Origin of the sequence: Arthrobacter sp. CAN_A6 (genome assembly GCF_015751715.1) — a bacterium.
Lineage (GTDB): Bacteria > Actinomycetota > Actinomycetes > Actinomycetales > Micrococcaceae > Arthrobacter_D.
Genome location: NZ_JADOUV010000001.1, coordinates 629,515 through 651,840, shown reverse-complemented (window position 1 = coordinate 651,840; position 22,326 = coordinate 629,515). Strand labels below are relative to the sequence as shown.

General features: G+C 65.7%; 23 protein-coding genes. 14 read left to right on the top strand and 9 right to left on the bottom strand.

The window, feature by feature from the left end:
- Nucleotides 1-11 precede the first annotated feature (11 nt).
- Complete coding sequence (locus IWX75_RS03245; RefSeq protein WP_196820778.1) at nucleotides 12-626, top strand: TetR/AcrR family transcriptional regulator; 615 nt, start codon at nucleotides 12-14, stop codon at nucleotides 624-626.
- Nucleotides 627-656: 30 nt separating this feature from the next.
- On the opposite strand, the gene paaZ is transcribed toward IWX75_RS03245, so the two are convergent.
- Complete coding sequence (gene paaZ, locus IWX75_RS03240) at nucleotides 657-2,741, bottom strand: phenylacetic acid degradation bifunctional protein PaaZ (RefSeq protein WP_196820777.1); 2,085 nt, start codon at nucleotides 2,739-2,741, stop codon at nucleotides 657-659.
- A 205-nt stretch (nucleotides 2,742-2,946) separates the two neighbouring features.
- Between paaZ and IWX75_RS03235 the strand changes: the two genes are divergently transcribed.
- From IWX75_RS03235 to IWX75_RS03205, 7 genes are all read left to right on the top strand, one after another.
- Nucleotides 2,947-3,306: a PaaI family thioesterase gene (locus tag IWX75_RS03235; RefSeq protein WP_196820866.1), complete on the top strand. Its 360-nt coding sequence runs from the start codon at nucleotides 2,947-2,949 to the stop codon at nucleotides 3,304-3,306.
- Nucleotides 3,307-3,371: 65 nt separating this feature from the next.
- Nucleotides 3,372-4,115 carry an SDR family oxidoreductase gene (locus IWX75_RS03230; RefSeq protein ID WP_196820776.1) on the top strand — a complete coding sequence of 248 codons (744 nt, stop codon included), beginning with the start codon at nucleotides 3,372-3,374 and terminating at the stop codon, nucleotides 4,113-4,115.
- Nucleotides 4,116-4,332: 217 nt separating this feature from the next.
- The gene (locus tag IWX75_RS03225; RefSeq protein WP_196820775.1) at nucleotides 4,333-4,734 is read left to right on the top strand and encodes a YidH family protein; all 402 of its coding nucleotides are present in this window, start codon (nucleotides 4,333-4,335) and stop codon (nucleotides 4,732-4,734) included.
- 3 nt (nucleotides 4,735-4,737) lie between these two features.
- Nucleotides 4,738-5,073 carry a DUF202 domain-containing protein gene (locus tag IWX75_RS03220; protein WP_196820774.1) on the top strand — a complete coding sequence of 112 codons (336 nt, stop codon included), beginning with the start codon at nucleotides 4,738-4,740 and terminating at the stop codon, nucleotides 5,071-5,073.
- A 67-nt stretch (nucleotides 5,074-5,140) separates the two neighbouring features.
- Nucleotides 5,141-6,169 (top strand): formylglycine-generating enzyme family protein, encoded by a 1,029-nt coding sequence (locus IWX75_RS03215; RefSeq protein WP_196820773.1) that lies wholly within the window; start codon nucleotides 5,141-5,143, stop codon nucleotides 6,167-6,169.
- Nucleotides 6,170-6,383: 214 nt separating this feature from the next.
- Nucleotides 6,384-7,406 (top strand): glycine betaine ABC transporter substrate-binding protein, encoded by a 1,023-nt coding sequence (locus tag IWX75_RS03210; RefSeq protein WP_196820772.1) that lies wholly within the window; start codon nucleotides 6,384-6,386, stop codon nucleotides 7,404-7,406.
- 13 nt (nucleotides 7,407-7,419) lie between these two features.
- On the top strand, nucleotides 7,420-9,771 hold the full coding sequence (locus IWX75_RS03205) for an arylsulfatase (protein ID WP_196820771.1): 2,352 nt from the start codon (nucleotides 7,420-7,422) through the stop codon (nucleotides 9,769-9,771).
- A 68-nt stretch (nucleotides 9,772-9,839) separates the two neighbouring features.
- Here the strand turns inward: IWX75_RS03205 and IWX75_RS03200 are convergent, their stop codons facing one another.
- A complete protein-coding gene (locus IWX75_RS03200; protein WP_196820770.1) occupies nucleotides 9,840-10,361 on the bottom strand; it encodes a mycothiol transferase in 522 nt (173 codons plus the stop codon).
- Nucleotides 10,336-10,992, bottom strand: a complete 657-nt coding sequence (locus IWX75_RS03195; protein WP_196820769.1) for a GNAT family N-acetyltransferase — start codon at nucleotides 10,990-10,992, stop codon at nucleotides 10,336-10,338. Before IWX75_RS03195 ends, IWX75_RS03200 begins: the two co-directional genes overlap by 26 nt.
- A 54-nt stretch (nucleotides 10,993-11,046) precedes the next feature.
- Between IWX75_RS03195 and IWX75_RS03190 the strand changes: the two genes are divergently transcribed.
- Nucleotides 11,047-11,967, top strand: a complete 921-nt coding sequence (locus tag IWX75_RS03190) for an SGNH/GDSL hydrolase family protein (RefSeq protein WP_196820768.1) — start codon at nucleotides 11,047-11,049, stop codon at nucleotides 11,965-11,967.
- On the opposite strand, the gene IWX75_RS03185 is transcribed toward IWX75_RS03190, so the two are convergent.
- The 3 genes from IWX75_RS03185 to IWX75_RS03175 are packed head-to-tail and all read right to left on the bottom strand — an operon-like array spanning nucleotide 11,964 to nucleotide 14,766.
- Nucleotides 11,964-12,812 (bottom strand): 3-hydroxyacyl-CoA dehydrogenase family protein, encoded by an 849-nt coding sequence (locus IWX75_RS03185; RefSeq protein ID WP_196820767.1) that lies wholly within the window; start codon nucleotides 12,810-12,812, stop codon nucleotides 11,964-11,966. The genes IWX75_RS03190 and IWX75_RS03185 overlap by 4 nt on opposite strands.
- Nucleotides 12,812-13,558 carry an enoyl-CoA hydratase/isomerase family protein gene (locus tag IWX75_RS03180; RefSeq protein ID WP_196820766.1) on the bottom strand — a complete coding sequence of 249 codons (747 nt, stop codon included), beginning with the start codon at nucleotides 13,556-13,558 and terminating at the stop codon, nucleotides 12,812-12,814. Before IWX75_RS03180 ends, IWX75_RS03185 begins: the two co-directional genes overlap by 1 nt.
- A complete protein-coding gene (locus IWX75_RS03175) occupies nucleotides 13,558-14,766 on the bottom strand; it encodes a thiolase family protein (protein WP_196820765.1) in 1,209 nt (402 codons plus the stop codon). Before IWX75_RS03175 ends, IWX75_RS03180 begins: the two co-directional genes overlap by 1 nt.
- A gap of 249 nt (nucleotides 14,767-15,015) precedes the next feature.
- Here IWX75_RS03175 and IWX75_RS03170 point away from each other — a divergent pair, with 249 nt between their 5' ends.
- Genes IWX75_RS03170 through IWX75_RS03155 form a run of 4 tightly spaced genes read left to right on the top strand, consistent with a single transcriptional unit; the run spans nucleotide 15,016 to nucleotide 18,546 of the window.
- Complete coding sequence (locus tag IWX75_RS03170) at nucleotides 15,016-15,453, top strand: VOC family protein (protein WP_196820764.1); 438 nt, start codon at nucleotides 15,016-15,018, stop codon at nucleotides 15,451-15,453.
- Between the two features lie 58 nt (nucleotides 15,454-15,511).
- Nucleotides 15,512-16,465 (top strand): 1,4-dihydroxy-2-naphthoyl-CoA synthase, encoded by a 954-nt coding sequence (locus IWX75_RS03165; RefSeq protein ID WP_196820763.1) that lies wholly within the window; start codon nucleotides 15,512-15,514, stop codon nucleotides 16,463-16,465.
- 7 nt (nucleotides 16,466-16,472) lie between these two features.
- Nucleotides 16,473-17,609 carry an AMP-binding protein gene (locus IWX75_RS03160; RefSeq protein ID WP_196820762.1) on the top strand — a complete coding sequence of 379 codons (1,137 nt, stop codon included), beginning with the start codon at nucleotides 16,473-16,475 and terminating at the stop codon, nucleotides 17,607-17,609.
- A 52-nt stretch (nucleotides 17,610-17,661) separates the two neighbouring features.
- Nucleotides 17,662-18,546: a 1,4-dihydroxy-2-naphthoate polyprenyltransferase gene (locus IWX75_RS03155; RefSeq protein WP_196820761.1), complete on the top strand. Its 885-nt coding sequence runs from the start codon at nucleotides 17,662-17,664 to the stop codon at nucleotides 18,544-18,546.
- A gap of 33 nt (nucleotides 18,547-18,579) precedes the next feature.
- Here IWX75_RS03155 and IWX75_RS03150 read toward each other — a convergent pair whose 3' ends face one another.
- Nucleotides 18,580-18,879 carry a DUF4229 domain-containing protein gene (locus IWX75_RS03150; RefSeq protein WP_196820760.1) on the bottom strand — a complete coding sequence of 100 codons (300 nt, stop codon included), beginning with the start codon at nucleotides 18,877-18,879 and terminating at the stop codon, nucleotides 18,580-18,582.
- Between the two features lie 30 nt (nucleotides 18,880-18,909).
- Here IWX75_RS03150 and IWX75_RS03145 point away from each other — a divergent pair, with 30 nt between their 5' ends.
- The gene (locus IWX75_RS03145) at nucleotides 18,910-19,416 is read left to right on the top strand and encodes a PLDc N-terminal domain-containing protein (RefSeq protein ID WP_196820759.1); all 507 of its coding nucleotides are present in this window, start codon (nucleotides 18,910-18,912) and stop codon (nucleotides 19,414-19,416) included.
- 159 nt (nucleotides 19,417-19,575) lie between these two features.
- Here IWX75_RS03145 and ccsB read toward each other — a convergent pair whose 3' ends face one another.
- Nucleotides 19,576-20,589, bottom strand: coding sequence for a c-type cytochrome biogenesis protein CcsB (ccsB, locus tag IWX75_RS03140; RefSeq protein ID WP_196820758.1), 1,014 nt, complete (start codon nucleotides 20,587-20,589; stop codon nucleotides 19,576-19,578).
- Nucleotides 20,589-22,298 (bottom strand): cytochrome c biogenesis protein ResB, encoded by a 1,710-nt coding sequence (resB, locus tag IWX75_RS03135; RefSeq protein ID WP_334684065.1) that lies wholly within the window; start codon nucleotides 22,296-22,298, stop codon nucleotides 20,589-20,591. Before resB ends, ccsB begins: the two co-directional genes overlap by 1 nt.
- Nucleotides 22,299-22,326: the final 28 nt, after the last annotated feature.

Here is a 22,326-nt window from a genome sequence, read left to right as displayed (position 1 = left end):
AAATGAAACCCATGGCCACCACACCGATTGAGCAGGAACCCGCAGCGCGCCGCGGACGCCCGGGGTACGACCAGCAGTCGGTGCTCACCATCGCGGTGGACGTCTTCAACCGGCACGGCTACGAGGCCACCTCCATGGGCGTGCTTGCCGAGCAACTGGGCATCAGCAAGTCCGCCATCTACCACCACGTCCCGTCGAAGGGTGACCTTCTGCGCCTCGCCCTAGACCACGCACTGGGCGGCCTCGAGGCAGTACTCACCGAATCCGGGGCCACCGAGGGCAAGGCCGACGCGCGCCTCGAGCACGTGGTGCGCGGAACCATCGCGGTCCTGACCGAGCGCCTGCCCTTCGTGACGCTCCTGCTGCGGCTGCGGGGCAACACCGCGGTGGAGCGCGAAGCCCTGGAGCGGCGTCGCTCCTTCGACCGTCAGGTGTCGGACCTCGTCGACGCCGCCCGCACCGAGGGCTCGATCCGCAGCGACCTCGACCCGCGCACCATCACGCGCCTGCTGTTCGGCACCATCAACTCCGTGGTCGAGTGGTACAAGCCCGGAGGTCCGCTCACCGCCGAGAAGCTGGCCGACGACGTCGTCACCATGGTTTTCGACGGCCTGCACCGGCGTTGACCCCTCCCCGGGGCCGGCGCCGGCGGGATGCTACTTCTCGACGAGCGTCAGCACGTCGTAGGTGGCCACGACGTCGTCGTGCTGATTGGTCAGCACCGCATCCCAGGCGACCTCGCCGTACTCGTCCGTCTCGCGCGGTGTGATCCGCTTCGCAGTGAGGGTGACGCGGATCGAATCGCCGGCCGCCACGGGAGTGATGAAACGGAGCGTCTCGAGACCATAGTTGGCGAGCACCGGCCCGGGTTCCGGATCAACGAAGAGCCCCGCCGCCCAGGACAGCAGCAGGTACCCGTGCGCCACGATCCCCGGGAAGAAGGGATTGGCCGCTGCCGCTTCCTGGTTGGTGTGGGCGTAGAAGGTGTCGCCCGTGGTCTCGGCGAAGGCGGTGATGTCCTCCAGCGTCACTTCGCGGAGGGCCGACGTGACGGCGTCGCCGATGCGCAGCTCGGCGAGGTTCTTCCGGAACGGGTGGACGTCGCCGAAGGAGCGGTCCGCGCCCGTGTGCCAGATGCCGGTGATGGCGGTAAGCATGTTCGGTGACCCCTGGAGCGCCGTGCGCTGCATGTGGTGGAGCACCGAGCGCATTCCGCCGAGCTCTTCGCCGCCGCCGGCCCGTCCCGGCCCGCCATGCACCAGATGCGGTACGGGTGAGCCGTGGCCGGTGGAGGAGCGGGCGTCCTCCCGGTTCAGGATCAGCACCCTGCCGTGATGCGCGGCGATTCCCGTGACGAGCTCCCGGGCGATGTCCGGATCATTGGTGCAGACGGTAGCCACGAGCGATCCCGCGCCCAGTGCGGCAAGCTGCACGGCGTGCGCGACGTCGTCGTACCCGATCACCGAAGCCACCGGGCCGAAAGCCTCGATCGAGTGCAGGGCCCCGGCCTCGACATCCTCCCAGGTCAGCAGGACAGGAGCCATGAATGCTCCACCTGGAGCCGGTGCAATGGAGCTGTCCGCGTGGGTGACGTCCGGCGCGTCGAGCGAGCCGTAGGCGAGGGAACCACCCGAGGCCAGCAGTTCCCGAACGGCGTCCTGCACACCCTCCAGCTGCTCCAGGGAGGCGAGCGCGCCCATCGTGACGCCCTCCGCGCGGGGGTCACCGAGGACCACCCGCTGCCGGATCCGCTCACCGGCGGCAGCGACGACGTCACCGACCAGGTTCCTGGGCACGATGGTCCGGCGGATGCCCGTGCATTTCTGGCCGGCCTTGACCGTGACCTCGGTGACCAGGGACTTGATGAAGGCCTCGAACTCCGGTGTACCGGGCACGGCGTCGGGACCGAGGATGGCGGCGTTCAGCGAATCGGTTTCGGACGTGAAGCGCACCCCCCCGGTGGCCACGCTGGAGTGGGATTTGAGGTGGTTCGCTGTGGATGCCGATCCCGTGAAGGAGACCATGTCCCGGTAATCGAGGTAGTCGAGGATGTCCCGTGCCGGGCCGGAGATCAGTTGCAGGGCGCCCCTGGGCAGGATGTCGGACTCGACGATCAGCTTCACTACGGCGGCGGTCAGGTAACCCGTCGGGGTGGCCGGCTTGACGATGGTGGGTACCCCGGCGAGGAAGGCGGGTGCCAGCTTCTCGAGCATTCCCCACACCGGGAAGTTGAAGGCGTTGATCTGGACTGCCACGCCGGGAAGCCGGGTATGGATATGCGTACCGAGGAACGAGCCGTCCTTCGACAGCGTCTCGGCAGGACCGTCGACGATCACCTGCGCGTTGGGCAACTCACGCCTGCCCTTCGACCCGAACGTGAAGAGGACGCCGATGCCGCCATCGATGTCCACCATCGAGTCCCCGCGGGTAGCACCCGTGCGTGCCGACAGTTCATACAGCGGCTGGCGGTGTGCGTTCAGATACTGGGCCAGCTCCTTGAGCTTGAGCGCCCTCTCATGGAAGGTGAAGGCGCCGAGCGCGGCCTGCCCGGCCGAGCGGGCGTAGGCCACCGCAGCTGCTGTGTCCAGCCCGTCGGTACTGACGACGGCGAGCTCCTCGCCCGTGCTTGCGTCCCTCACCACCGTGCGCGCACCATTGCGGACCGTCTCCTGGCTCGGCGTCCACCATGCGTCCTCGATGAAGCTCGGAACTATGTCAATGCCCAGCATTGTTGAGGTCATCGTCGACTCGCCTTTCACCAGAATGCTTGCGCCCGTGCGCCATCCGGAGGGCCTCCGGGACTAACTGAACGGACGTTCGGTAATATATCCAGCGTACAGTAACCGGCAATTCCGCCGGCAGTCCCGAGGAGCCCCTGTGAGCAATGAGACCGAATCCCCCGCCGGTGAGCCCTGGCGCATCGTCCTGGGCGAGCTCGACGAGAAGATGGGCGTGCGCATCGTGGAGCAGTCGGTGCAGAAAGTCGTGGCGACGATGCCCGTGGAGGGGAACCGGCAGTCTTTTGGGCTCCTGCACGGCGGGGCGTCCCTTGCCGTCGGCGAAGCCGTGGGCTCCTGGGCCGCGGTGATCCATGCCGGCACGCTCGGGAAAACCGCCGTCGGCGTCGACGTATCGGCCACCCACCACAAGGCGGCACGGGCCGGCACGGTCACCATTACGGCGACGCCGATCCACTTGGGCCGCACCCTCACCACCCATGAAGTGGTTCTCACGAACGACGACGGCGCACGCCTCTGCAGCATGCGCATCACCAACCTGCTGCTTGACCGGCCGAATCCGGCCTAGGGCGCGGCTCGCGAACCTGCGATGCATCGTTCGCCTGCGCTCCGGCAATCCTGTAGAACTTGCCCATGAGAATCGTCGTACTCGGGGCATCCGGGACCATGGGAACGCTCGTCGCGGATTCTCTCAGCTCCTCGGGTCATACCGTTGTACGGGCCATGCGCAGCAGCGGAGTGGATGCCGCATCGGGTGTCGGCCTTGACGCCGCGTTCGCGGGTGCGGACGCCGTCGTCGACTGCACGAACTTCACCACGATCAGTGCCCGCAGGGCCGTCAGGGTGCTCGGCGGAATGACTGCGAATGTGGTGGCTGCCGCGGAGCGCAGCCAGGTACGCCATCTCGTCCTCCTCTCCATCGTCAACGCCGCCGATCCGGCCCTTCGGCGAATGGGGTACTACCAGGGCAAGGCCGCGCAGGAGTGGATTGTTGTGGAGGGCGAGGTCCCCTACACCATTGTGCGAACCACGCAGTGGTACGAGCTGACGGAAACCCTCCTTTCGCAGGCACGGGTGGGCAAGGTCGCTTTTGCGCCGCGAATGAGGAGCCGCCCGATCGCGGCGGCGTCGGCAGCCGAAGTGATCAGTGAAGTCGCCGTGGGCCCGCCACTGGGTGCGAGGGAGGTCGCCGGACCCGAGGATCGCGAGCTGCTCGACCTCGTCAGAGCGGTCGCGGCCAAGAAGGGTGCGAGCATCCGCATCGTGGCGATCCCGCTCCCGGGAGCAACTCGGGCCCTGGCCGGCGGCGCATTGCTTCCCGGAGCGACCGTCGAGCGCCGCGGCCCGACTTTCGCCGATTGGCTCCAGTCGGGTTGACGGCCACCGACACCGGGATGAACGAGTGGACATGCCAGGTCACGGCTGCGGGAATAGAGTGAGCCCCCTCCAACTGGATGACGTCGGACAGTGTCGGTGGCCGGACTTCTACGCCAGCTCCCATGCCTATCTGCGCAGGTTTCTGAACAGTTTTCAATGGGTGGGACAGGAAGCGTAGGTTGGAACAGCAACGATCCCGGCGACGATTCGAGAGCACGTGCGTTCAACCTCAGCATCAGGCAGCGAAGCGGGAAGAGGCAGACTCTCAGCGACGCTGTTGGGCGGCGGGACCGAGCCTGACCCGCGCTTCACCTTGGCCAATGAGCGGACCTTCCTGGCGTGGATCAGGACTGCACTGGCATTGCTGGCCGGCGGAATTGCAGTGGAAGCCTTCACCGTCGATGTCCTGGATCCGGAAATCCGCAAGACCGTTGCTGTGTTGCTACTCCTGCTGTCGATGGTCATCGCCGGCGGAGCCTGTTTCCGTTGGGTGAGGGTGGAGCGGGCAATGCGCCGCAAGGCGCCGCTTCCGATTCCGCTGCTGATTCCGTTCCTCGCGCTCGCAGGAGCACTGGTCAGTGCTGTCTTCGTGGTTTTCGTCCTGCTTCGGGGGAATTAGCGAATGAACCGAGGTAGGCGCCACCCGGACCCGGGGCTGCAGCCGGAGCGGACATGGCTGGGATGGGGCCGCACCATGCTCGCCATGGTGGTGGTGAGCCTGCTGTTCCTGCGCTGGATCCCGGGCTATGGCGGATTCCCTGCGATCCTGATCGGCGTGGCCATGATCAGCGCCGGTGGGGTTTCTTTTCGTCAGCGCCGCCGCTACCTGCGGATCGACGAAGGTGTGGAGATGGAGCGGGTACACGCCGACGCCGTAGCGGTACTCGCCGTCGGTGGTTCAATCATCGTGCTGGCGCTGCTGAGTGCGTACGTCATCCTCGCCCTGCCACTGCAATGACATCGGATCTACCGTGCGAGGGGTTCCGGAAGGAGCAGGTGCGGCAGACAGAGAGGAACTACATCCCATGAACGCCGACGATGCCCCTGAATCCTCGATCAACCCGTGTTGTTCCCCGGTCCGTGCCGCGGACGCGCCATCGCGCGCCGACAGTCCGGCCCATTCGGGTGCCCGCGTCCCCCAGCCGGCAGGCAGCGCATTCGGAGCGGGACCTGCGGCCGACGTCCGTCCCGTTCATGAGGAAGTACTGATACCTGCCGGTTCGTTCCTGATGGGAGACGGCTTCGGCGAGGGCAACCCGGCTGATGGCGAGACTCCGGTCCATGAAGTACGGGTGGACGCGTTCAGGATCGATGCCGCGGCCGTGACCAATCACCAGTTCGCCGCCTTCATCTCCGCAACCAGCTACCGCACCGACGCGGAGAGGTACGGTACGTCGGCGGTTTTCCACCTGGCCGTCCAGGCTCCTGCCGCGCACGTTCTCGGTGAGGCCGCGGGTGCGCCCTGGTGGCTGAACGTGCGTGGCGCCGACTGGTCACATCCGAACGGACGGAACTCGAGCTGGCGCGACGTCGCCGATCACCCTGCCGTGCACGTGTCCCACCGGGACGCCCGGGCGTACTGCAGGTGGGCCGGCCGCCGCCTCCCCACCGAGGCCGAGTGGGAGTATGCCGCCCGGGGTGGACTCGATGGGCTGCGGTACCCGTGGGGCAACGAGTTGCTGGACCGCGAGGGGAACCACCGGTGCAACATCTGGCAAGGCGTCTTCCCGACGACGAACGCGCGCGACGACGGTTTCCTTGCCACCGCGCCGGTGCGATCCTTCGCACCGAACGGCTACGGGCTTTTCGAAGTCAGCGGCAATGTCTGGGAGTGGTGCTCGGACAGGTTCCTTCCCCGGTATTACCGCGAAACTCCCACGGACAACCCGAGGGGGCCCGCAACAGGCGTCGGACGGGTGATGCGGGGCGGCTCCTACCTCTGCCACGACTCGTACTGCAACCGCTACCGGGTAGCTGCGCGCAGTTCGAACACGCCGGAGTCCTCCACCGGCAACTGTGGCTTCCGAACCGTCATGGACGTTTGGCACCCGTGACCCTTCCCCGCTCCGGCGTCGGCCGGCATACCCGGCAGGGTGGATCCCCACTGTGATCTTCGCTACGGTGGGTGAGCCGGAGCCGCCGTCGTGCGGCGACCGAGGCGAAGAAGGCACAGTGTGCGGAGTCGCCGCGCTCATCGCCCCGCCTGCCCTGCTCAGGGACTAGTGGAGCCCGAATCGCCGAACAGCGGACAGGGCCGAAGGGACTGTAATGATGAAGAGGCAGAAGCGGACGCGAAGCGCGGCAGCAACCGGAATACTGGCGGGCCTAGCCGTGATTCTCTGCGGCTGTGGACTTCAGCCGGCCACCTCCTTCGTGCCGGCGGCCGGCCCGGGTTCCATCGAGGAAATTCCCGGGGCCGAGGAAGAAACGATCACTGTCACGTCGAAGAACTTCACTGAGCAGTTGATTCTCGGCAAGATCACGGTACTGGCCATGCAGGCCGCCGGATTCGACGTCACCGACCTGACCAACGTCCCCGGCAGTCAGCCCGTCCGGGATCTCATGCTCTCTGGTGAGGGAGACATCACCATCGAGTACACCGGCACCGCCTGGCTGACCTATCTGGGCAACACGGAAGGCATTCCGGACCAGCAGGAGCAGTGGGAGGCGGTCCGGGAGGCCGACATCGAGAACAACCTGACCTGGCTCCCGCCGGCCCCCCTGAACAACACCTATGCAATGGCCGTCCGATCGGAAGCCGTGGACAGTCTTGGCGGAATCTCCTCGCTCTCCGGTCTGACGGAGCTGCCGGTGGAGGAGCGCACATTCTGTGTCGAATCCGAGTTCAATTCCCGGTCCGACGGGCTGAATCCCATGCTGGAGCATTACGGGCTGGAGCGCGGATCCCCGGAGGGCGTGCCGGACGAGAACATCGGCATCTACGATACGGGCGCGGTCTATTCGGCCACTGACAACGGAGCCTGCAATTTCGGCGAAGTATTCACCACCGATGGACGCATCGATGCCCTGGACCTCACAGTGCTTGAGGACGACCAGAACTTCTTCCCCGCCTATAACGCAGCACCCGTCGTACGCACCGAACTGGTCGAGGACTTTCCGCAGGTGGCCGATGTCTTCGCCGAGGTGATGCCGAAACTCACAAGCGACGTGATCCGCGAGCTGAATGGACAGGTCGATGTGGAAGGAGGGGAGCCGGCGGAGGTCGCCTTCGATTGGATGGTCCAGGAAGGATTCATCAGCGAGGCCGGCGGCCTGCTTGGCGAGGAGTGAGGGAGTAGAGACCATGGATGCGAGAATTCGCGAAATCCTGCCCATCCCGGAGCGAAAGCGTTCCATACCTACGTCGATGGACAGGAAGGACCAAACGGGTGGCTTCACCCCCGTTGCCGAATTGCGGCCCCCGGAGGGTGCGCCCAATGTGGTGGTCGTCCTCGTCGACGACATGGGGTTCGGAGCCTCGAGTGCCTATGGCGGGCCGTGTGAGATGCCGACGGCGGAGCGGCTGTCGGAGGACGGGGTGCGGTACAACCGCTTTCACGTGAACGCCCTGTGTTCGCCCACCCGGCAGTCACTCATGACGGGCCGCAACCACCACTCGGTCGGAATGGGCGTGACCAGCGAAATGGCTACTTCCGCTCCCGGCTACACGGGTTTCCGCCCCGACAGTGCGGCAACCATCGCACAGACCCTCAGCGGCAACGGCTACAGCACAGCCGCATTCGGCAAATGGCACCAGACTCCGCCGCGGGAGGTCAACGCCTCGGGTCCCTTCAACCGCTGGCCGACAGGGGAAGGGTTCGATAAGTTCTACGGGTTCATGGGCGCTGAGATGAACCACTGGTACCCGCAGCTCTACGACGGAACGACACCAGTGGAGCCGGATCGCCGGCCCGAAGACGGGTACCACCTGTCAGAAGACCTCGTCGACCGGGCCATCGATTGGGTCCAACTGCAGAAAACGCTGACCCCGGACAAGCCCTTCTTCAGCTACGTTGCCTTCGGCGCAACCCACGCACCCTTCCATGTCAGCCCTGAATGGAAGAAGAAGTACCAGGGCCGTTTCGACGCCGGCTGGAATGCGCAGCGCGAGGCAACCCTGGCCCGGCAGAAGGACATGGGAATCGTTCCGGAATCGGCAGACCTGGCTCCATGGGCGTCCAGCGTCCCGCAGTGGGACGAGCTCGACGACACCGAACGGCGGGTGGCATGTGGTTTCATGGAGACCTACGCCGGGTTCGCTGAGCACACCGACGCCCAGGTGGGCCGCTTCGTCGATGCCCTCGACGAACTCGGCGAACTCGAAAACACCCTGTTCATCTACATCATGGGTGATAACGGGGCCTCGGGTGAGGGCGGCATTGAAGGCACCACCCGCGAGCACCTGGTCGGCCACGGTTTCACCGACAGCACGGAGCGGATGGCCGAACAGCTGGACTCGCTCGGCGACGCGAGCACCTACGCCATCTATCCGGTGGGCTGGGCGCTGGCGATGAACACTCCCTACCAGTGGACCAAACAGGTCGCCTCGCACTACGGCGGTACGCGCAACGGCATCATCATGCACTGGGGCGGCGGGATCGATGCCGGAGGGATCCGCGATCAGTGGCATCATGTCATCGACATCGCCCCGACCATTTTCGAAGCGGCTCGCGTGCCCCTGCCGGTCTCGGTCAATGGGGTAGCCCAGCAGCCGGTTGAGGGCACCAGCATGCTCTACACCTTCAACGAGCCGCGGGCCGCGGACCGCCGTCGCACCCAGTACTTCGAGATGTGCGGCAACCGAAGCATCTATCACGAAGGCTGGACGGCTGTCACCCGACATGGCACGCCGTGGGAGATGGTGCCGCAGGGACTGCCTTCCTTCGACGAGGACGTTTGGGAACTCTACGACACCACCACCGACTGGTCCCAGGCCCACGACCTCGCCGCCGACCATCCTGACAAGCTCCGCGAGCTACAACAACTGTTCCTCATCGAAGCGAGCAAGTACAACGTCTTCCCGCTCGACGACCGGGTCACCGAACGGGAGAATCCGCAACTGGCCGGGCGCCTCGACCTCTTCGGGGACCGGAAGTCGGTGACATACAGGGCCGGTATGGGCCGCTTCACCGAGGAGACCGCCCCGAACGTCAAGAACCGGTCGCATACTATTACCGCCCGGATCGACATTCCCGACGGCGGCGCGGACGGAGTGATCATCGCGCAGGGCGGTCGCTTCGGTGGATGGTCCCTGTATGTCGCTGATGGTTATTTGCGCTATGCGTACAACTGCTACGGTCGCGACCACTACACCGTCACCTCGGAGGAGCGACTGGGCGCCGGGAGTCACGAGTTGCGTTTCCGGTTCCGGTACGACGGCGGCGGGCTCGGCAAGGGAGGCGATGTCGAGTTGAGCGCCGACGGGCACAGTATCGGCGAAGGGCGGGTCGAGCATACGACCGCGTACTATTTCTCCTTCGATGAAACACTCAACATCGGCGTCGACCGCGGCACGCCGGTCACCGACGAATATGCCGCTGTGGACAACGCCTTCGCCGGTACTCTCCACTCGGTTCGCATCGACCTGGATGGTGAAGACCTGATCGAGCAGGAGAGCGAGGCTGACCGTCAACGGCGGCTCCTCGCGCATCAGTGACTACTCGTCGCTGATCACCCTGTGCTACGAACGAGGCTCTCACCGGGTAGCGTCACCCCCGCGCGACGCTACCCGGTGGACCTGGTGCTCGAGATCAGGCCCCTCGCATAGGCTGCCTGGCCCGCGTGCTGCAGGCAGTCATCCAGGACGCTGACCAGCCGGACAAGCAGCGTCACCGGAGGATCCCAGTTATCATCGACCACACGTTCGAGGTCTTCGTCCTTCACACGACGAATCAGTGTGAGGGAGCGGGAGTGCACGGCGTTGAAGTACTCGATGAGCTGCAGCGACGACTCCACTCCTACGGCGTCCACCTGGCCGCTCGAATGCCCGTAGCCCGTATCGAGCGTGTCGAGCGAGAGTCCCCAGCGCTCCGCCCATCCGTCCCGCAACCACAGTTCATCCTCGCCGAACGCCTCCGCGAAGTGGTTGTCCTGCACCCGGGTGAGGTGCCACACGAGCCAGGCGATCGAATTGCCGGTGCCACCCGGCCGCTCGACGAGGGCGCCGCCGTCGAGCCCTTCCACTGCAGCTCCGACCAGAGCCGGCAGCCTGCCGTATCCCTCAAGAAGTATGTCCGACGCCTGCATTTCCCATCTCCTCACTCGTTGCCGTCTTCATTGCCGTATTCGTTGCCGTCGCGCCCAGCCTGTATTCGAGTCCGGTCCGCACCATCGGCCATTCCGATGCAGTGATCGAGAAGACGACGGTGTCACGGACGGTGCCGTCCGGCATCCGCACGTGCGAACGTAACACGCCATCCTGCCTCGCACCCAGTCGCGCGATCGCACCGCGCGACTGCAGGTTGTGCCAGTGGGTGCGGAACTCGACGGCGGTGCAGCCCTCCACCTCGAAGGCATGCGCCAGCAGGAGGAGCTTGCTGTCCGCATTCGACCCGGAACGATGGAAGGAGGCCCGGCTCCACGTATATCCGATCTCCGTGCGCGGAGTGGTGCGATCGATGTTGCAGTAGGTCGTCATGCCGATGACGACGCCGGTCCGCGCGTCGATCGCGGTGAACGGCACCATGCTGCCCTCCTCCTGCAGTGCGAGCCGGTGATCGATCTCGTCCGCCATGGCCTCGGGCGTGGGGATGCGGGTGTACCAGAGGTTCCACAGCTCACCGTCCCGGACAGCGTCCACCAGCCCTTCATGGTGGTTCTGCGAAAGCGGCTCAAGAACCACTCGGGAGCCGCTCAGTGTTCCGGGAGAGAATCTCATGACTTTATCTATACAATGCATACGCGCGGGGAACCAACGGGAGTACCTTGAATCATGAGAAAGCACTCCAGTCCCGCTCGACGCCGCGCAGGCGCCCTCACCCTCCTCTCCTCGCTCCTGTTCACCACCGCCGGTGTCGGCCCTGCTGCCGCTCACTCCCCCAAATTGGTCGACTATGTGGCGCTCGGGGATTCCTATGCCTCCGGCTTCGGCGCCCGCCCCGACGGCGGCGCCAGCGCGGGCTCCTACGGGTTCTGCGGTCGATCACCTCTTGGATTACCGGGCCTCCTCGACGCAAGGAACAAGATCGAACTGGTGGGCGACGCCACCTGCGCCGGAGCATTCGTTTCGGTCAATGAGGCACACCCTTCGGTCGACCTGCCGCAGCAGGTGGCAACCCTTGAGGGAGCCCGGCTCCTGAACAAGCGCACTGATCTGGTCACGGTATCGGCAGGCGGCAACGACGTCGGCTTCGGTGGAGTCGCTTCAATCTGCTTCGAAGTCCCCGCTACGCCCGGAGACGTAACGCGGATCGACGGCGCTTGCGAAGGGGCCATTTCGGCCGCCACGAGCGCCCTGCCGGCTCTCGCCGAGACGCTTGAAATCCTTTATGACCAGATCGACGATGCAGCACCCAAGGCGACCGTCGTGGTTACGGGGTACCCACACCTGTTCTCCCCGGAATCGGGTGGGTTGGGTCTGCTCAGCGCCAACGCCGTTCGGTTCAATGCAGCGACAGATGCCGTCAATGAGGTGATCGAGGAGTCAGCCGAAGACGAGAAATTCATCTACGTGGACACTGTTGAGAAGTTCACCGGGCATGGAATCGGCTCTCCGGAGCCATGGATCAAGTTCAGTGGTCTAGGCGAGCCCGATGACCTGCATCCCACTGCCGAGGGATACGAGCTGGGCTACCTTGCGGCGGTTCAGGAGCGGGTCGACCTGACGAAACCCGGAAAGGTCCGCAGGAACTAGCTCCAGTCGAAGAAGCCCTTCCCGGTCTTCCGTCCCAGCTCGCCGCGGGCCACCTTCTCCCGAAGAATGGCCGGCGGCGTAAATCGGCTGCCGAGCGTCGATTCGAGATACTCCGCGATCCCAAGCCGGACGTCGAGTCCCACGAGGTCGGTGGTCCGCAACGGACCCACCGGGTGCTTGTACCCCAGCACCATTGCGGTGTCGATGTCGGCCGCTGAGGCCACGCCCTCTTCGACCATGCGCATCGCTTCGAGGGCGATGACCACCCCCAGCCGCGAGCTTGCGAAGCCCGGGGCGTCGTTCACGACAATCGGGGTTTTCCCAAGGTCAGTGACCCATTCCGCGGCGGCGGATGCGGTGTCCGGCGACGTCGCCGTTCCCAGTACCACCTCGATCAGGGTTGACGCCGGAACGGGATTGAAGAAGTGCAGGCCGCAGAATTCTGCAGGCCGGGCCAGTTGCGCCGCCAACGCGTTCACGGAAAGCGACGACGTATTGGTGGCGAGCCACGCCCCGGCCTGAAGCTCGGCCTCCACCCGTTTCAGTGCCGCTGCCTTGAGGTCGAAGTCCTCGGGCACCGCTTCGATGACGAGACCGCATCCGGCAAAGGCCGCGTAGTCCGTGGCCACAGACACGCGGGACGTGAGGGCATCGAGGGGCTCCGCAGTGCTGCCCCGCTCCACACTCCTGGCCAACGCGGACTCCACCCGCTCCCGGCCCGCTGCCGCAGCAGCTTCGTCGCGTTCCACCACCACGACCTCGGCGCCTGCGAGGCGGAAGGCGTGGGCGATTCCTGCGCCCATCCTCCCGCCACCCAGTACACCCACGCGATTCGGGATAGGCATCAGCGGTCCTTCTTCCGGTCGAGGAATTCCTGCATAAGTGCAAATTTCGCATCGGACTCGAAGAGGATGCCCTGCGCCAGCTGGTCGATCACCGGGTGTGCCTCCGCCGGCGCATGGAAGACGCTCTTCGTGATCCGGACGGCGAGCGGGTCCTGCCGGGCAATGCGGTCCGCAAGGGCGTGGGCGGCGTCAAGCAGTGCCTCCGGCTCGTGGATCTCCGTGATGAGGCGGGCAGCGAGCGCCTCATCGGCCCCCAGCACACGGCCGGCCAGCAGGATTTCCTTGGCCAGCGGCTCCCCCACGAGTTCCTTCAGGCGCCAGGTGGCACCGGCGGCCGCGAGGATCCCGAGGCCTGTCTCGGGGTTGCCGATCCTCAGGCTGGGCGTTCCGATCCGGAAGTCGGCGGCGTAGGCGAGTTCCGCCCCCCCGCCGAGCGCGTAGCCGTCCAGTGCAGCGATGACCGGCATCGGCAGTCGGGCGATCCGCGTGAAGAGGGTTGAGTTGATTCCCGCAAGGGCGTCGTCCCGGCGTCGCTCGCGAAGCTGGCCGATGTCTGCGCCTGAAGCAAAGACACCTTGCGTTCCGGCGAGGATCAGGATCCGCGGTTCCCGCTCCAGCCGGCTGCACACCTCGTGCAGTTCGTCCACCATCTGCTGATCGATGGCGTTGCGCACCTCGGGCCTGTCGAGCTGCACCAGCAGCCTGCCGCGGGTGTCATCGATGCGGAGGGTGGCCGTGCCGGTCACTACACGGCCTCGAGCAGCATGGCGGTTCCCTGTCCCACTCCCACGCACATCGTCGCGAGCCCGATCCCCGCGCCACCGTTGCGCAGCTCCCGCTCCATCCTGCCCATCAGGGTGATGGCGATCCGTGATCCCGAGGATCCGAGGGGATGCCCCAGCGCGATCGCGCCGCCGTCGCGGTTCACGATGTCCTCATCCAGCCCGAGCCGGCGAATGCAGGCGAGTGCCTGCGGAGCGAACGCTTCGTTGAGCTCGACGGCGCCGAGGTCGCCGATGCTGAGCCCTGTCCTTTCAAGGATCTTCTGCGTGGCCGGGACCGGCCCGATACCCATGATCTCGGAAGGCACGCCCGCCGATGCTCCGTCGATGATGCGGGCCCTCGCAGCGAGGGAGAGACGCTTCACCGCAGCTTCTGACGCCACGATGACGGCGGAAGCACCATCATTGAGAGAGCTCGAGTTACCGGCCGTGACGACGCCATCGGGACGCACCACCGAGCGGAGGCCCGCCAGTGTCTCGAGGCTGGTATCGGAGCGCGGTCCCTCGTCAGTGGTGACGGAAAAGGAGCGCTTGCCCTGGTTCACCTGGACTGCCACAATCTCGTCGTCGAACCGGCCCGCTTCGATGGCGGCGACTGCGCGCTGGTGGGAGCGCAGCGCAAAGCGGTCGGCGTCGTCGCGCGAGATGCCATCCACGGTGGCGAGTTCCTCGGCCGTCTCCGGCATCGAGAAGGTGAGCTTGTCCCTCGCCGCAAGCTGGGGGTTGGTGAACCGCCAGCCGATGGAGGTGTCGAAGACGTCTCCCGGTTTGGCGAAGGCTTTGCCCGGCTTCTCCATGACCCACGGCGCCCGACTCATGGATTCGACGCCGCCCGCCACCACGATGTCGGCGGCACCGGCCTTGATCATGTGCGAAGCCATGAGTATCGCTGAAAGACCCGAGGCGCACAGCCTGTTGACGGTGATGCCGGGAACGCTGTCCGGAAGCCCCGCGAGCAGGGTCGCCATGCGAGCGACGTTGCGGTTCTCCTCGCCGGCCCCGTTCGCATTGCCGAGGATTACTTCGTCGACACTCGCGGGATCGATCCCCGCCCGGCTCACGGCTTCACGCACCACGAGCGCCGCGAGATCGTCAGGGCGAACACCCGAGAGCGCTCCGCCGTACCTACCGACAGGGGTGCGTACCCCACCCACCAGGAAAGCTTCAGCCATGGCCGTCTCCATCGTCGTTGGTTTTCCGAAGCCGGTATTTACCGACCGATCGTTCTGTAAAAACTGTAGCAGGAATCCTCCGAGACCGGCCGGCCGAGCGTGCCGCCGAGACCTGGCGCCATGCCATCGGGCATACCTCGTGCGATCGGCCGAATGCTCCTGGAACCACACACAGGCCCCTCGGCATTACGGACCGAATCTGTCCGTGATGCCCTTTCCGCTCCAACGCAGTTCCCCTAGCCTTTCCCCATGGCTCTCAACGTCCAGATCACGATCGACTGCACCGACCCCCATGCGCTGGCTGATTGGTGGGCAAGAACACTGGAGTGGACCGTTGAACCGACGAACCAGGCGTTCATCGACGAGATGCTGGAGGCGGGTCATGCCCGGCCCGACGACCTGGTGGAGCACGGCGGCACCCGGGTATGGAAGGCCGGCGCTGCAATCTGCCGGCCTGAGGAGGTAGGAACCAGGGGGCGGCAACGCATCCTGTTCCAACCCGTCCCCGAGCCGAAAACCGGAAAGAACCGGGTCCATCTGGACATCAACCTCGACGACGGGGACAAGGACGTCCTGCGGGCCTCCCTCGAGGCGCGCGGCGCGAGGTTCCTCTATCAGGCCTCACAGGGGCCGCACACCTGGTACACGATGGCCGACCCCGAAGACAACGAGTTCTGCATCGGGTAGGTCCACCACGAAGAGCCCGTATCCTGTCCGGAATCCGCCGCCCGGCTAGACTCGGCTGGTGACATTCGATCTTCCCGCCCAGGTATCCGACATCTTCGACCCTCCCACATGGCGCGTCGTGTCAGGCTTCGAGGACTTCGCCGACCTGACCTACCACCGCCAGGTGGAACGGGACGCTGACGGGCATGTCCTGCGGGACCTGCCCACGGTGCGTATCGCCTTCGACCGCCCGGAAGTCCGCAATGCGTTCCGGCCCGGCACCGTGGACGAGCTGTACCGAGCCATGGACCACGCCCGGATGACACCGGATGTAGCGACGGTGCTCCTGACGGGCAACGGCCCGTCCCCCAAGGATGGTGGGCACTCCTTCTGTTCGGGAGGCGACCAGCGCATCCGTGGGCGCGACGGTTACCGCTACGCGGAGGGCGCGACGACCGAGACGATCGACCCGGCACGAGCAGGCCGCCTGCACATCCTCGAGGTGCAGCGCCTGATGCGCACCATGCCCAAGGTGGTGATCGCCGTCGTCAACGGCTGGGCCGCGGGCGGCGGGCACAGCCTGCACGTGGTGGCCGACCTGACGATCGCCTCCCGGCAGCACGGCCGCTTCAAGCAGACCGATGCGACGGTGGGAAGCTTCGACGCCGGGTACGGATCGGCACTCCTGGCCCGGCAGATCGGCCAGAAGAAGGCCCGTGAGATCTTCTTCTTGGCACGCGAATATACCGCGGAGGACATGGTGGCCGCCGGAGCGGTGAACGAGGCCGTCGATCACGAGTTCCTCGAGGAAACGGCACTGCGCTATGCCGCGGACATCGCTCGCCAGAGCCCCCAGGCCATCCGCATGCTCAAGTTCGCCTTCAACCTGGCCGACGACGGCCTTGCCGGCCAGCAGGTGTTCGCCGGTGAGGCCACTCGTCTGGCCTACATGACCGATGAGGCAACCGAGGGCAAGGAAGCCTTCCTGGAAAAGCGGGAGCCCGACTGGTCCGCCTTCCCCCACTACTTCTAGGACCCGCATGGAACTCCTTCCGATCCACACCCCCGCAGGCTTCGACCCGCTCGCCATGCTCAAGCCCCTCGCCGACGCACTTGCCGGGGAAGGGCCTGCGGTCGCCCCATACAGCGAGCCCGGCCAGCGGTTCGAAGGCGAACTGCCCAACGACGAGGTCGCGGCGGTCATCAGCACATCCGGGTCCACCGGCGTGCCCAAACAGACTCTGCTGAGCGTCGACGCCCTCGCTGCCTCGGCGATGGGGACCGCCCTGGCGTTGAAGGCCGAGGGCCAGTGGCTCCTTGCCCTTCCCGTCCACTACGTTGCAGGATTCCAGGTGCTCGTGCGCTCGCTGTATGCCGGAACGCAGCCCTGGGCCCTGGCTAACGCACAATCCTTCACGCCTGACACCTTCACCGACGCTGCCGGGGAACTCACCGACCGCGTACGGTTCACGTCACTGGTACCCACGCAACTGCAGCGGCTCCTGACCGATCCCTCCCCGAGAACCTTGAAGGCCCTCAAACGCTTCGACGCGATCCTGCTCGGTGGAGCCCCGGCCGGCTCGGCCCTGCGCAGTGAGGCCCGGAAACACGGACTGAGGATCGTGACCACCTACGGGATGAGTGAGACGTGCGGCGGGTGCGTGTACGACGGCGTGCCGTTCGACGGCGTACAGGTCACCTCGGAGGAGGGCCGACTGTGGATCGGCGGGCCGGTCCTGGCTGACGGATACCTCAACAGCACCGAGCTCACCGACGAGCGCTTTCCCTTCAACTCCGGACAGCGCTGGTTCCGGACCGACGACGCCGGAGATGTCGCCCCGGACGGAACGGTTTCCGTGGGCGGGCGCATGGATGACGTCATCATCACCGGCGGTCTGAAAGTGTCGGCAGCCAGAGTGGCGGAGGTTATCGAATCGATCCCCGGAGTGAGCCAGGCACTTGTCGTCGGCATCCCGAGCACTCAGTGGGGCACCGCCGTGGCTGCCGCCGTCGTTGGCACCGCAGAAGCCCAGGTGGTGCGCCAGCGTGTGCAGGACGCACTCGGTGCACATGCGGTGCCGAAGTCGGTCCTGGCGCTCGATGCGCTGCCGCTCCTGCCAGGCGGAAAGCCCGACCGCAGGACCATCCAGGCGCTGCTCGGAAAAGCCGGATCCTGACCGGACTCGCCGGTCATCCACCCGAACTCGCTCAACCAGAAAAGGAACTTCCGTGGCGACTGCCGCTCAATGGCTCGAGGGAGCCCGCCCCCGGACACTGCCCATGGCCGTGGCGCCGGTGATCGTCGGCAGCGCGGCAGCCTACGAACTGGGCGGGTTCAGGCCTCTCAACGCCGCACTGGCTGCCGCCGTGGCAATGCTGCTGCAGATCGGCGTCAATTATGCGAACGACTATTCCGACGGTATCCGCGGCACCGATGACAACCGCGTGGGTCCGCTGCGACTCACCGGGTCGGGAGCCGCAGCGCCACGGCAGGTCAAGTTCGCGGCCTTTGCCTGCTTCGCCGCCGCCATGGCCGCCGGTCTGCTGCTGATCATTCTCTCCCAGGCATGGTTCCTGCTCCTGGTGGGAGTCGGCTGCATCGCTGCAGCATGGGGCTACACGGGGGGCAGGAACCCCTACGGCTACCGTGGCCTCGGCGATGTCTTCGTCTTCGTGTTCTTCGGCCTCGTGGCGACGCTCGGCACCACCTTCACCCAGGCGGGGCAGCTGAGCGCTCCCGCCTGGATCGGCGCCGTAGGCACCGGATTGATCGCCATGGCACTGCTCATGGCCAATAACGTGCGCGACATCCCGACCGACCGAGAAGTGGGAAAACTAACGCTCGCGGTTCGTCTCGGTGACCCGGCGGCACGGGCGAGCTACGTCGGAATGCTGGCGGCAGCCGTCCTGCTGCCCCTGGCACTTGCACCCAGCTACCCGTGGGTCCTGCTGGTTCTCCTGCTGGTGCCGGCTTGTCTTGCACCGAGCAGGGTGATGATCAGGGGCTCGCGGCGCGAGAGCCTGATTCCCGTGCTCAAGCAGACAGGGCTCATCAACCTGGCCTTCAGCCTGCTGTTCGGGCTGGGAATCGTACTGTCTGCCGCACTGGGCTAGCGGGCAGTCGCACCGCAGCCGGATTTGCAGGGGCTAGTTCTGCCGTGGTGGGCGAGCAGCGTTCACTGCTGCATTCGAATCGAAGCAGTCCTCGGCCTCGGCGTCGTCGAGCTCCATTCCGTTCCGCACGGGGGGTGCGCCGTCCTTGAAACGCCGCTGGAGGTCCGCCGCCGCGTCGTCGCGCATCGGCCGGAAGAACAGGTACGTGATGCACCAGGCGAGGATGGCTGCGACCACCGCGGAGAGCACCGCACCGAGCTGCAGGAACATGCAGAGAACGAAGAAAACGATCACGAGCAGGAGCCGGAGGGCTGTGAATTTGAGGAAGGCCACTGCTCAAGTTTACTCGCCTACACTTGGAGTATGCCGCGCCTCTTGCTCTTTCTGGCGATTCTCGGAGTCGCCGTCATCATCTACGCACTGATCGACTGCATCATGAGCAGAAGGCATGAAGTGCGCAGCATTTCGAAGCCCGCCTGGCTCGTGATCATTCTTCTGCTGCCCCTCATCGGGACCGCGATGTGGTTCCTTTTCGGCCGTCCGCGCTCCACTCCGCCCGGCCCTCCGCGGCCAGCCCGCCGGCATCCGACCGCACCTGACGACGACCCCCAGTTCCTGCAGAACCTGGAGACCAAGCGCCGCCAGCAGGCCCGCGAAACGGAACGGCGCCGTAAGGAACAGGAGCTCAAGGCTCGCGAGGCGGAGGCGAAAAAGAAGAAGGGTACCGGCGACGGCGAAAAAGCCGGCGGTACCGCCACTCCGGGAAACTCCACCACCCCGGTCAACCCGGTCAACCCCGTCAAGGGACAGTCGAAAGACGACGACGCCGGACCCGCCAGCACCGACGCCGAGCGCCCCAAGAACCCCTAGCCGCCCCGGAGGACACCGACGGTCGGCGCTGCCCGCCCTAGGCACCCCTGGAGAGTAGCGCAGCAACGGCGGGTGTGTGGCGTCAAAAACCCGCCGCCAGTGCGCACGTCCCGCGACAACCCGCTCCGCCGGTCACCGCTCGGTTGGTCTCCGCTCCGCCTAGACCCCGGAGTAGCTGTGCAGCCCCGAGAAGTAGATGTTCACGATGGTGAAGTTGAACACGATGCAGAGGTAGCCGATGATCGAGAGCCACGCGGCGCGCGTACCGGTCCAGCCGCGGGTGGCTCGCGCGTGCAGGTATCCGGCGTAGACGGTCCAGATCACGAACGTCCACACTTCCTTGACGTCCCAGCCCCAGTACCGGCCCCACGCCTGCTCGGCCCAGATGGCACCGGCGATCAGGGTGAACGTCCAGCCCACGAAGGCGATCGCGTTCAGCCGGTAGGAGAGATTCTCGAGGCTGAGGGCCGAGGGAACAACCCGCATGAACTTGGCATTGTCGGGTCGCCCGGCAGCAACCTTCGCTTCACGCGAGGTCTGCACCAGCTGGAGGATGGACATGGCGAACGTGATCGTGAACAGGGCCGACGACGCCACCGCCACCGACACGTGGACCACGAGCCAGTAGCTCTGGAGGGCTGGAACGAGGCTTGCCACGGGGGTGGGGAATCCGACGGTCGCGGCACACAGCATCAACACCACGAGGCCGATCACGAAGGATCCGACGAAGCGCAGATCCTTGCGGGTGAGGGTGACCAGGAAGATCGCTGCGACGAAGAAGGCTCCAGTGGTGCAGAACTCGTACATGTTGCCCCAGGGAACCCGATTCGCTGCGAAGCCGCGGGTGACTACGGCCACGCCATGTATGGCGGCGGCGAGCACTGTCAGTGCCACCGCGATGCGGGCTGAAGACCTCGGGCGACCAGAGCCGTAGTCCATCGAGTCATCGGCGGTCGCGATGTCGGGCGGCACCGCGGCGGAAACGCCCGACCGCCCACCCACTCCGGTCAGCACGGCCTGCTCCTGCGCAAGCCGGGCTTCGACGCCGCTGATGGTCTTGCTCGACTTCACCAGGTCCAGCACGAAGAAGACGAACGCCGCCATGTAGGCGATGGAGGCCAGGAGCATGAACAGCTCGCTGATCCCGCCCAGTTCAGTGTTAACGCTTGGCATTACTTGTCCTTAGCATCGTTGTGGGATTCCCCAGTGCCGGAACCGGCGGCGCGCGATCCCGCGGTCTGCAATTCATTTTCGCCTGTGCGCTGCTGCTGCACCAGCCAGCGTTTGGCGAGAAGACCCTCGACGGCCTTCGCTTCGCCGGGCAGCCGATGGTCCGAGCCACGGGCCAGCAGCCCGTACTCAACCATCACGCGGCCGTCGGCATGAGCCCCCGTCCGCACCCACAGCCTGCGCCGTCCGATGAACAGCGAGGCGGAGAGCCCCGTCAGCGCGAGGGTCGAGAACACCAGCGCCCCGAGCTGCCCCGGATCGTGGTGTACGTCGAGGGCAACGTAGCGCCGGAGGCCTTCGAAGGTGATGGATCCCTTGCCCTCCGGCAGTTCGTAGGTCTCCTCGGCACCGAGGGTGATGCCGCCGTTTTCGCTGGTGCGACTGTTGAGTTCGGTGAGGTCCTCGGTGTCGAGCACGTAGACGTTCTTGGGATTTCCTTCGTCCAGCCCGAGGTCGCCGTAGTAGGCGTTGAGGTTCAGCTGGGGGTTGAACGGATCTGGATCCCTGGAAAAGGACACCCCGGCCTCATCAACGAACGCCGTGGGCAGGAAGAAACCCACGAACCCGAGCTGCTCGGGCTTCGCATCAGGGGCCTTGATGACCACCAGCGAGGTGTAGAGGCCGTCCGAGGGGACCGAGACCACGGGGCCTTCCAGTGCGACGTTGCCCTCGCCGTCACGGATGGTGACAACCGGCGCGTAACCGTTTCCCACCAGGTACACGCTGGTCCCGCCGATGGTGATGGGATCGTTGACTTTGAGGACCTGCTCCTCGGGCTCCGCACCGGGCCCGTCCTGCGTGGTGACGTTCGCGGTGAAGTCGATCGGGGAGCCGTAGTTGGTGGGCTGGGAACGGTCGAACTGCACGTCGAAGGCGTCCAGCCGGATGGAGTACGGCTCAAGCTGGTCTCCCGAGAAGTTCGAGCCCGGCGTGAACGAGTCATAACCAACGAGGGTATTGACGAAGCTGTCACCCTCTACGATCACCTTTTGCCCGTTGTAGCCGAAAAGGCTTCCCACGGCCACCGAAACCAGCACCCCGATCAGCGAGGTGTGAAAGACGAGGTTTCCCAGCTCCTTCGACAGCCCACGTTCGGCTCCCACCGAGGGGCGATCGGTTTCGGCATCCCTCACCTCCACGCGGTACCCGCGCTTCTTGAGGACGGCGGCGGCGTCGGCGGCAGCGGACGACGGCGTGATCGCCGACTCGGCGGCCCGGGCCGCCGGGATCTCCAGGGTTCCGTAGACCGGCATCCTCGAAAGCCGTTTGGGTGTCCGTGGCGGTTGTGACCGCAGGGCCCGTCCATGGGCCATCGCGCGTGGAATCACGCAGCCGATCAACGAGATGAACAGCAGCAGGTAGATGGCCGAGAACCAGACCGAGGAATAGACGTCGAAAAGCTGGAACCAGTCGAGGACGGGGCCGGTATCCGGGTTGTCCTGGATGTACTGCGTCACCACTTCGGGGTTGGCCGACCGCTGCGGGAACAGTGATCCAGGCACTGCCGCGACGGCAAGAAGCAACAGCAGGAACAGCGCGGTGCGCATGCTGGTCAGTTGCGTCCAGGCCCACCTCAGTGTTCCGGTGAATCCCAGCGCGGGCAGGACGGCGTCGGACCGTACCTCCCGGCTGCTTTCCTTTTCCTTAGTCACTCTGACCTTTTCTTCAGTGGTGGTTCCC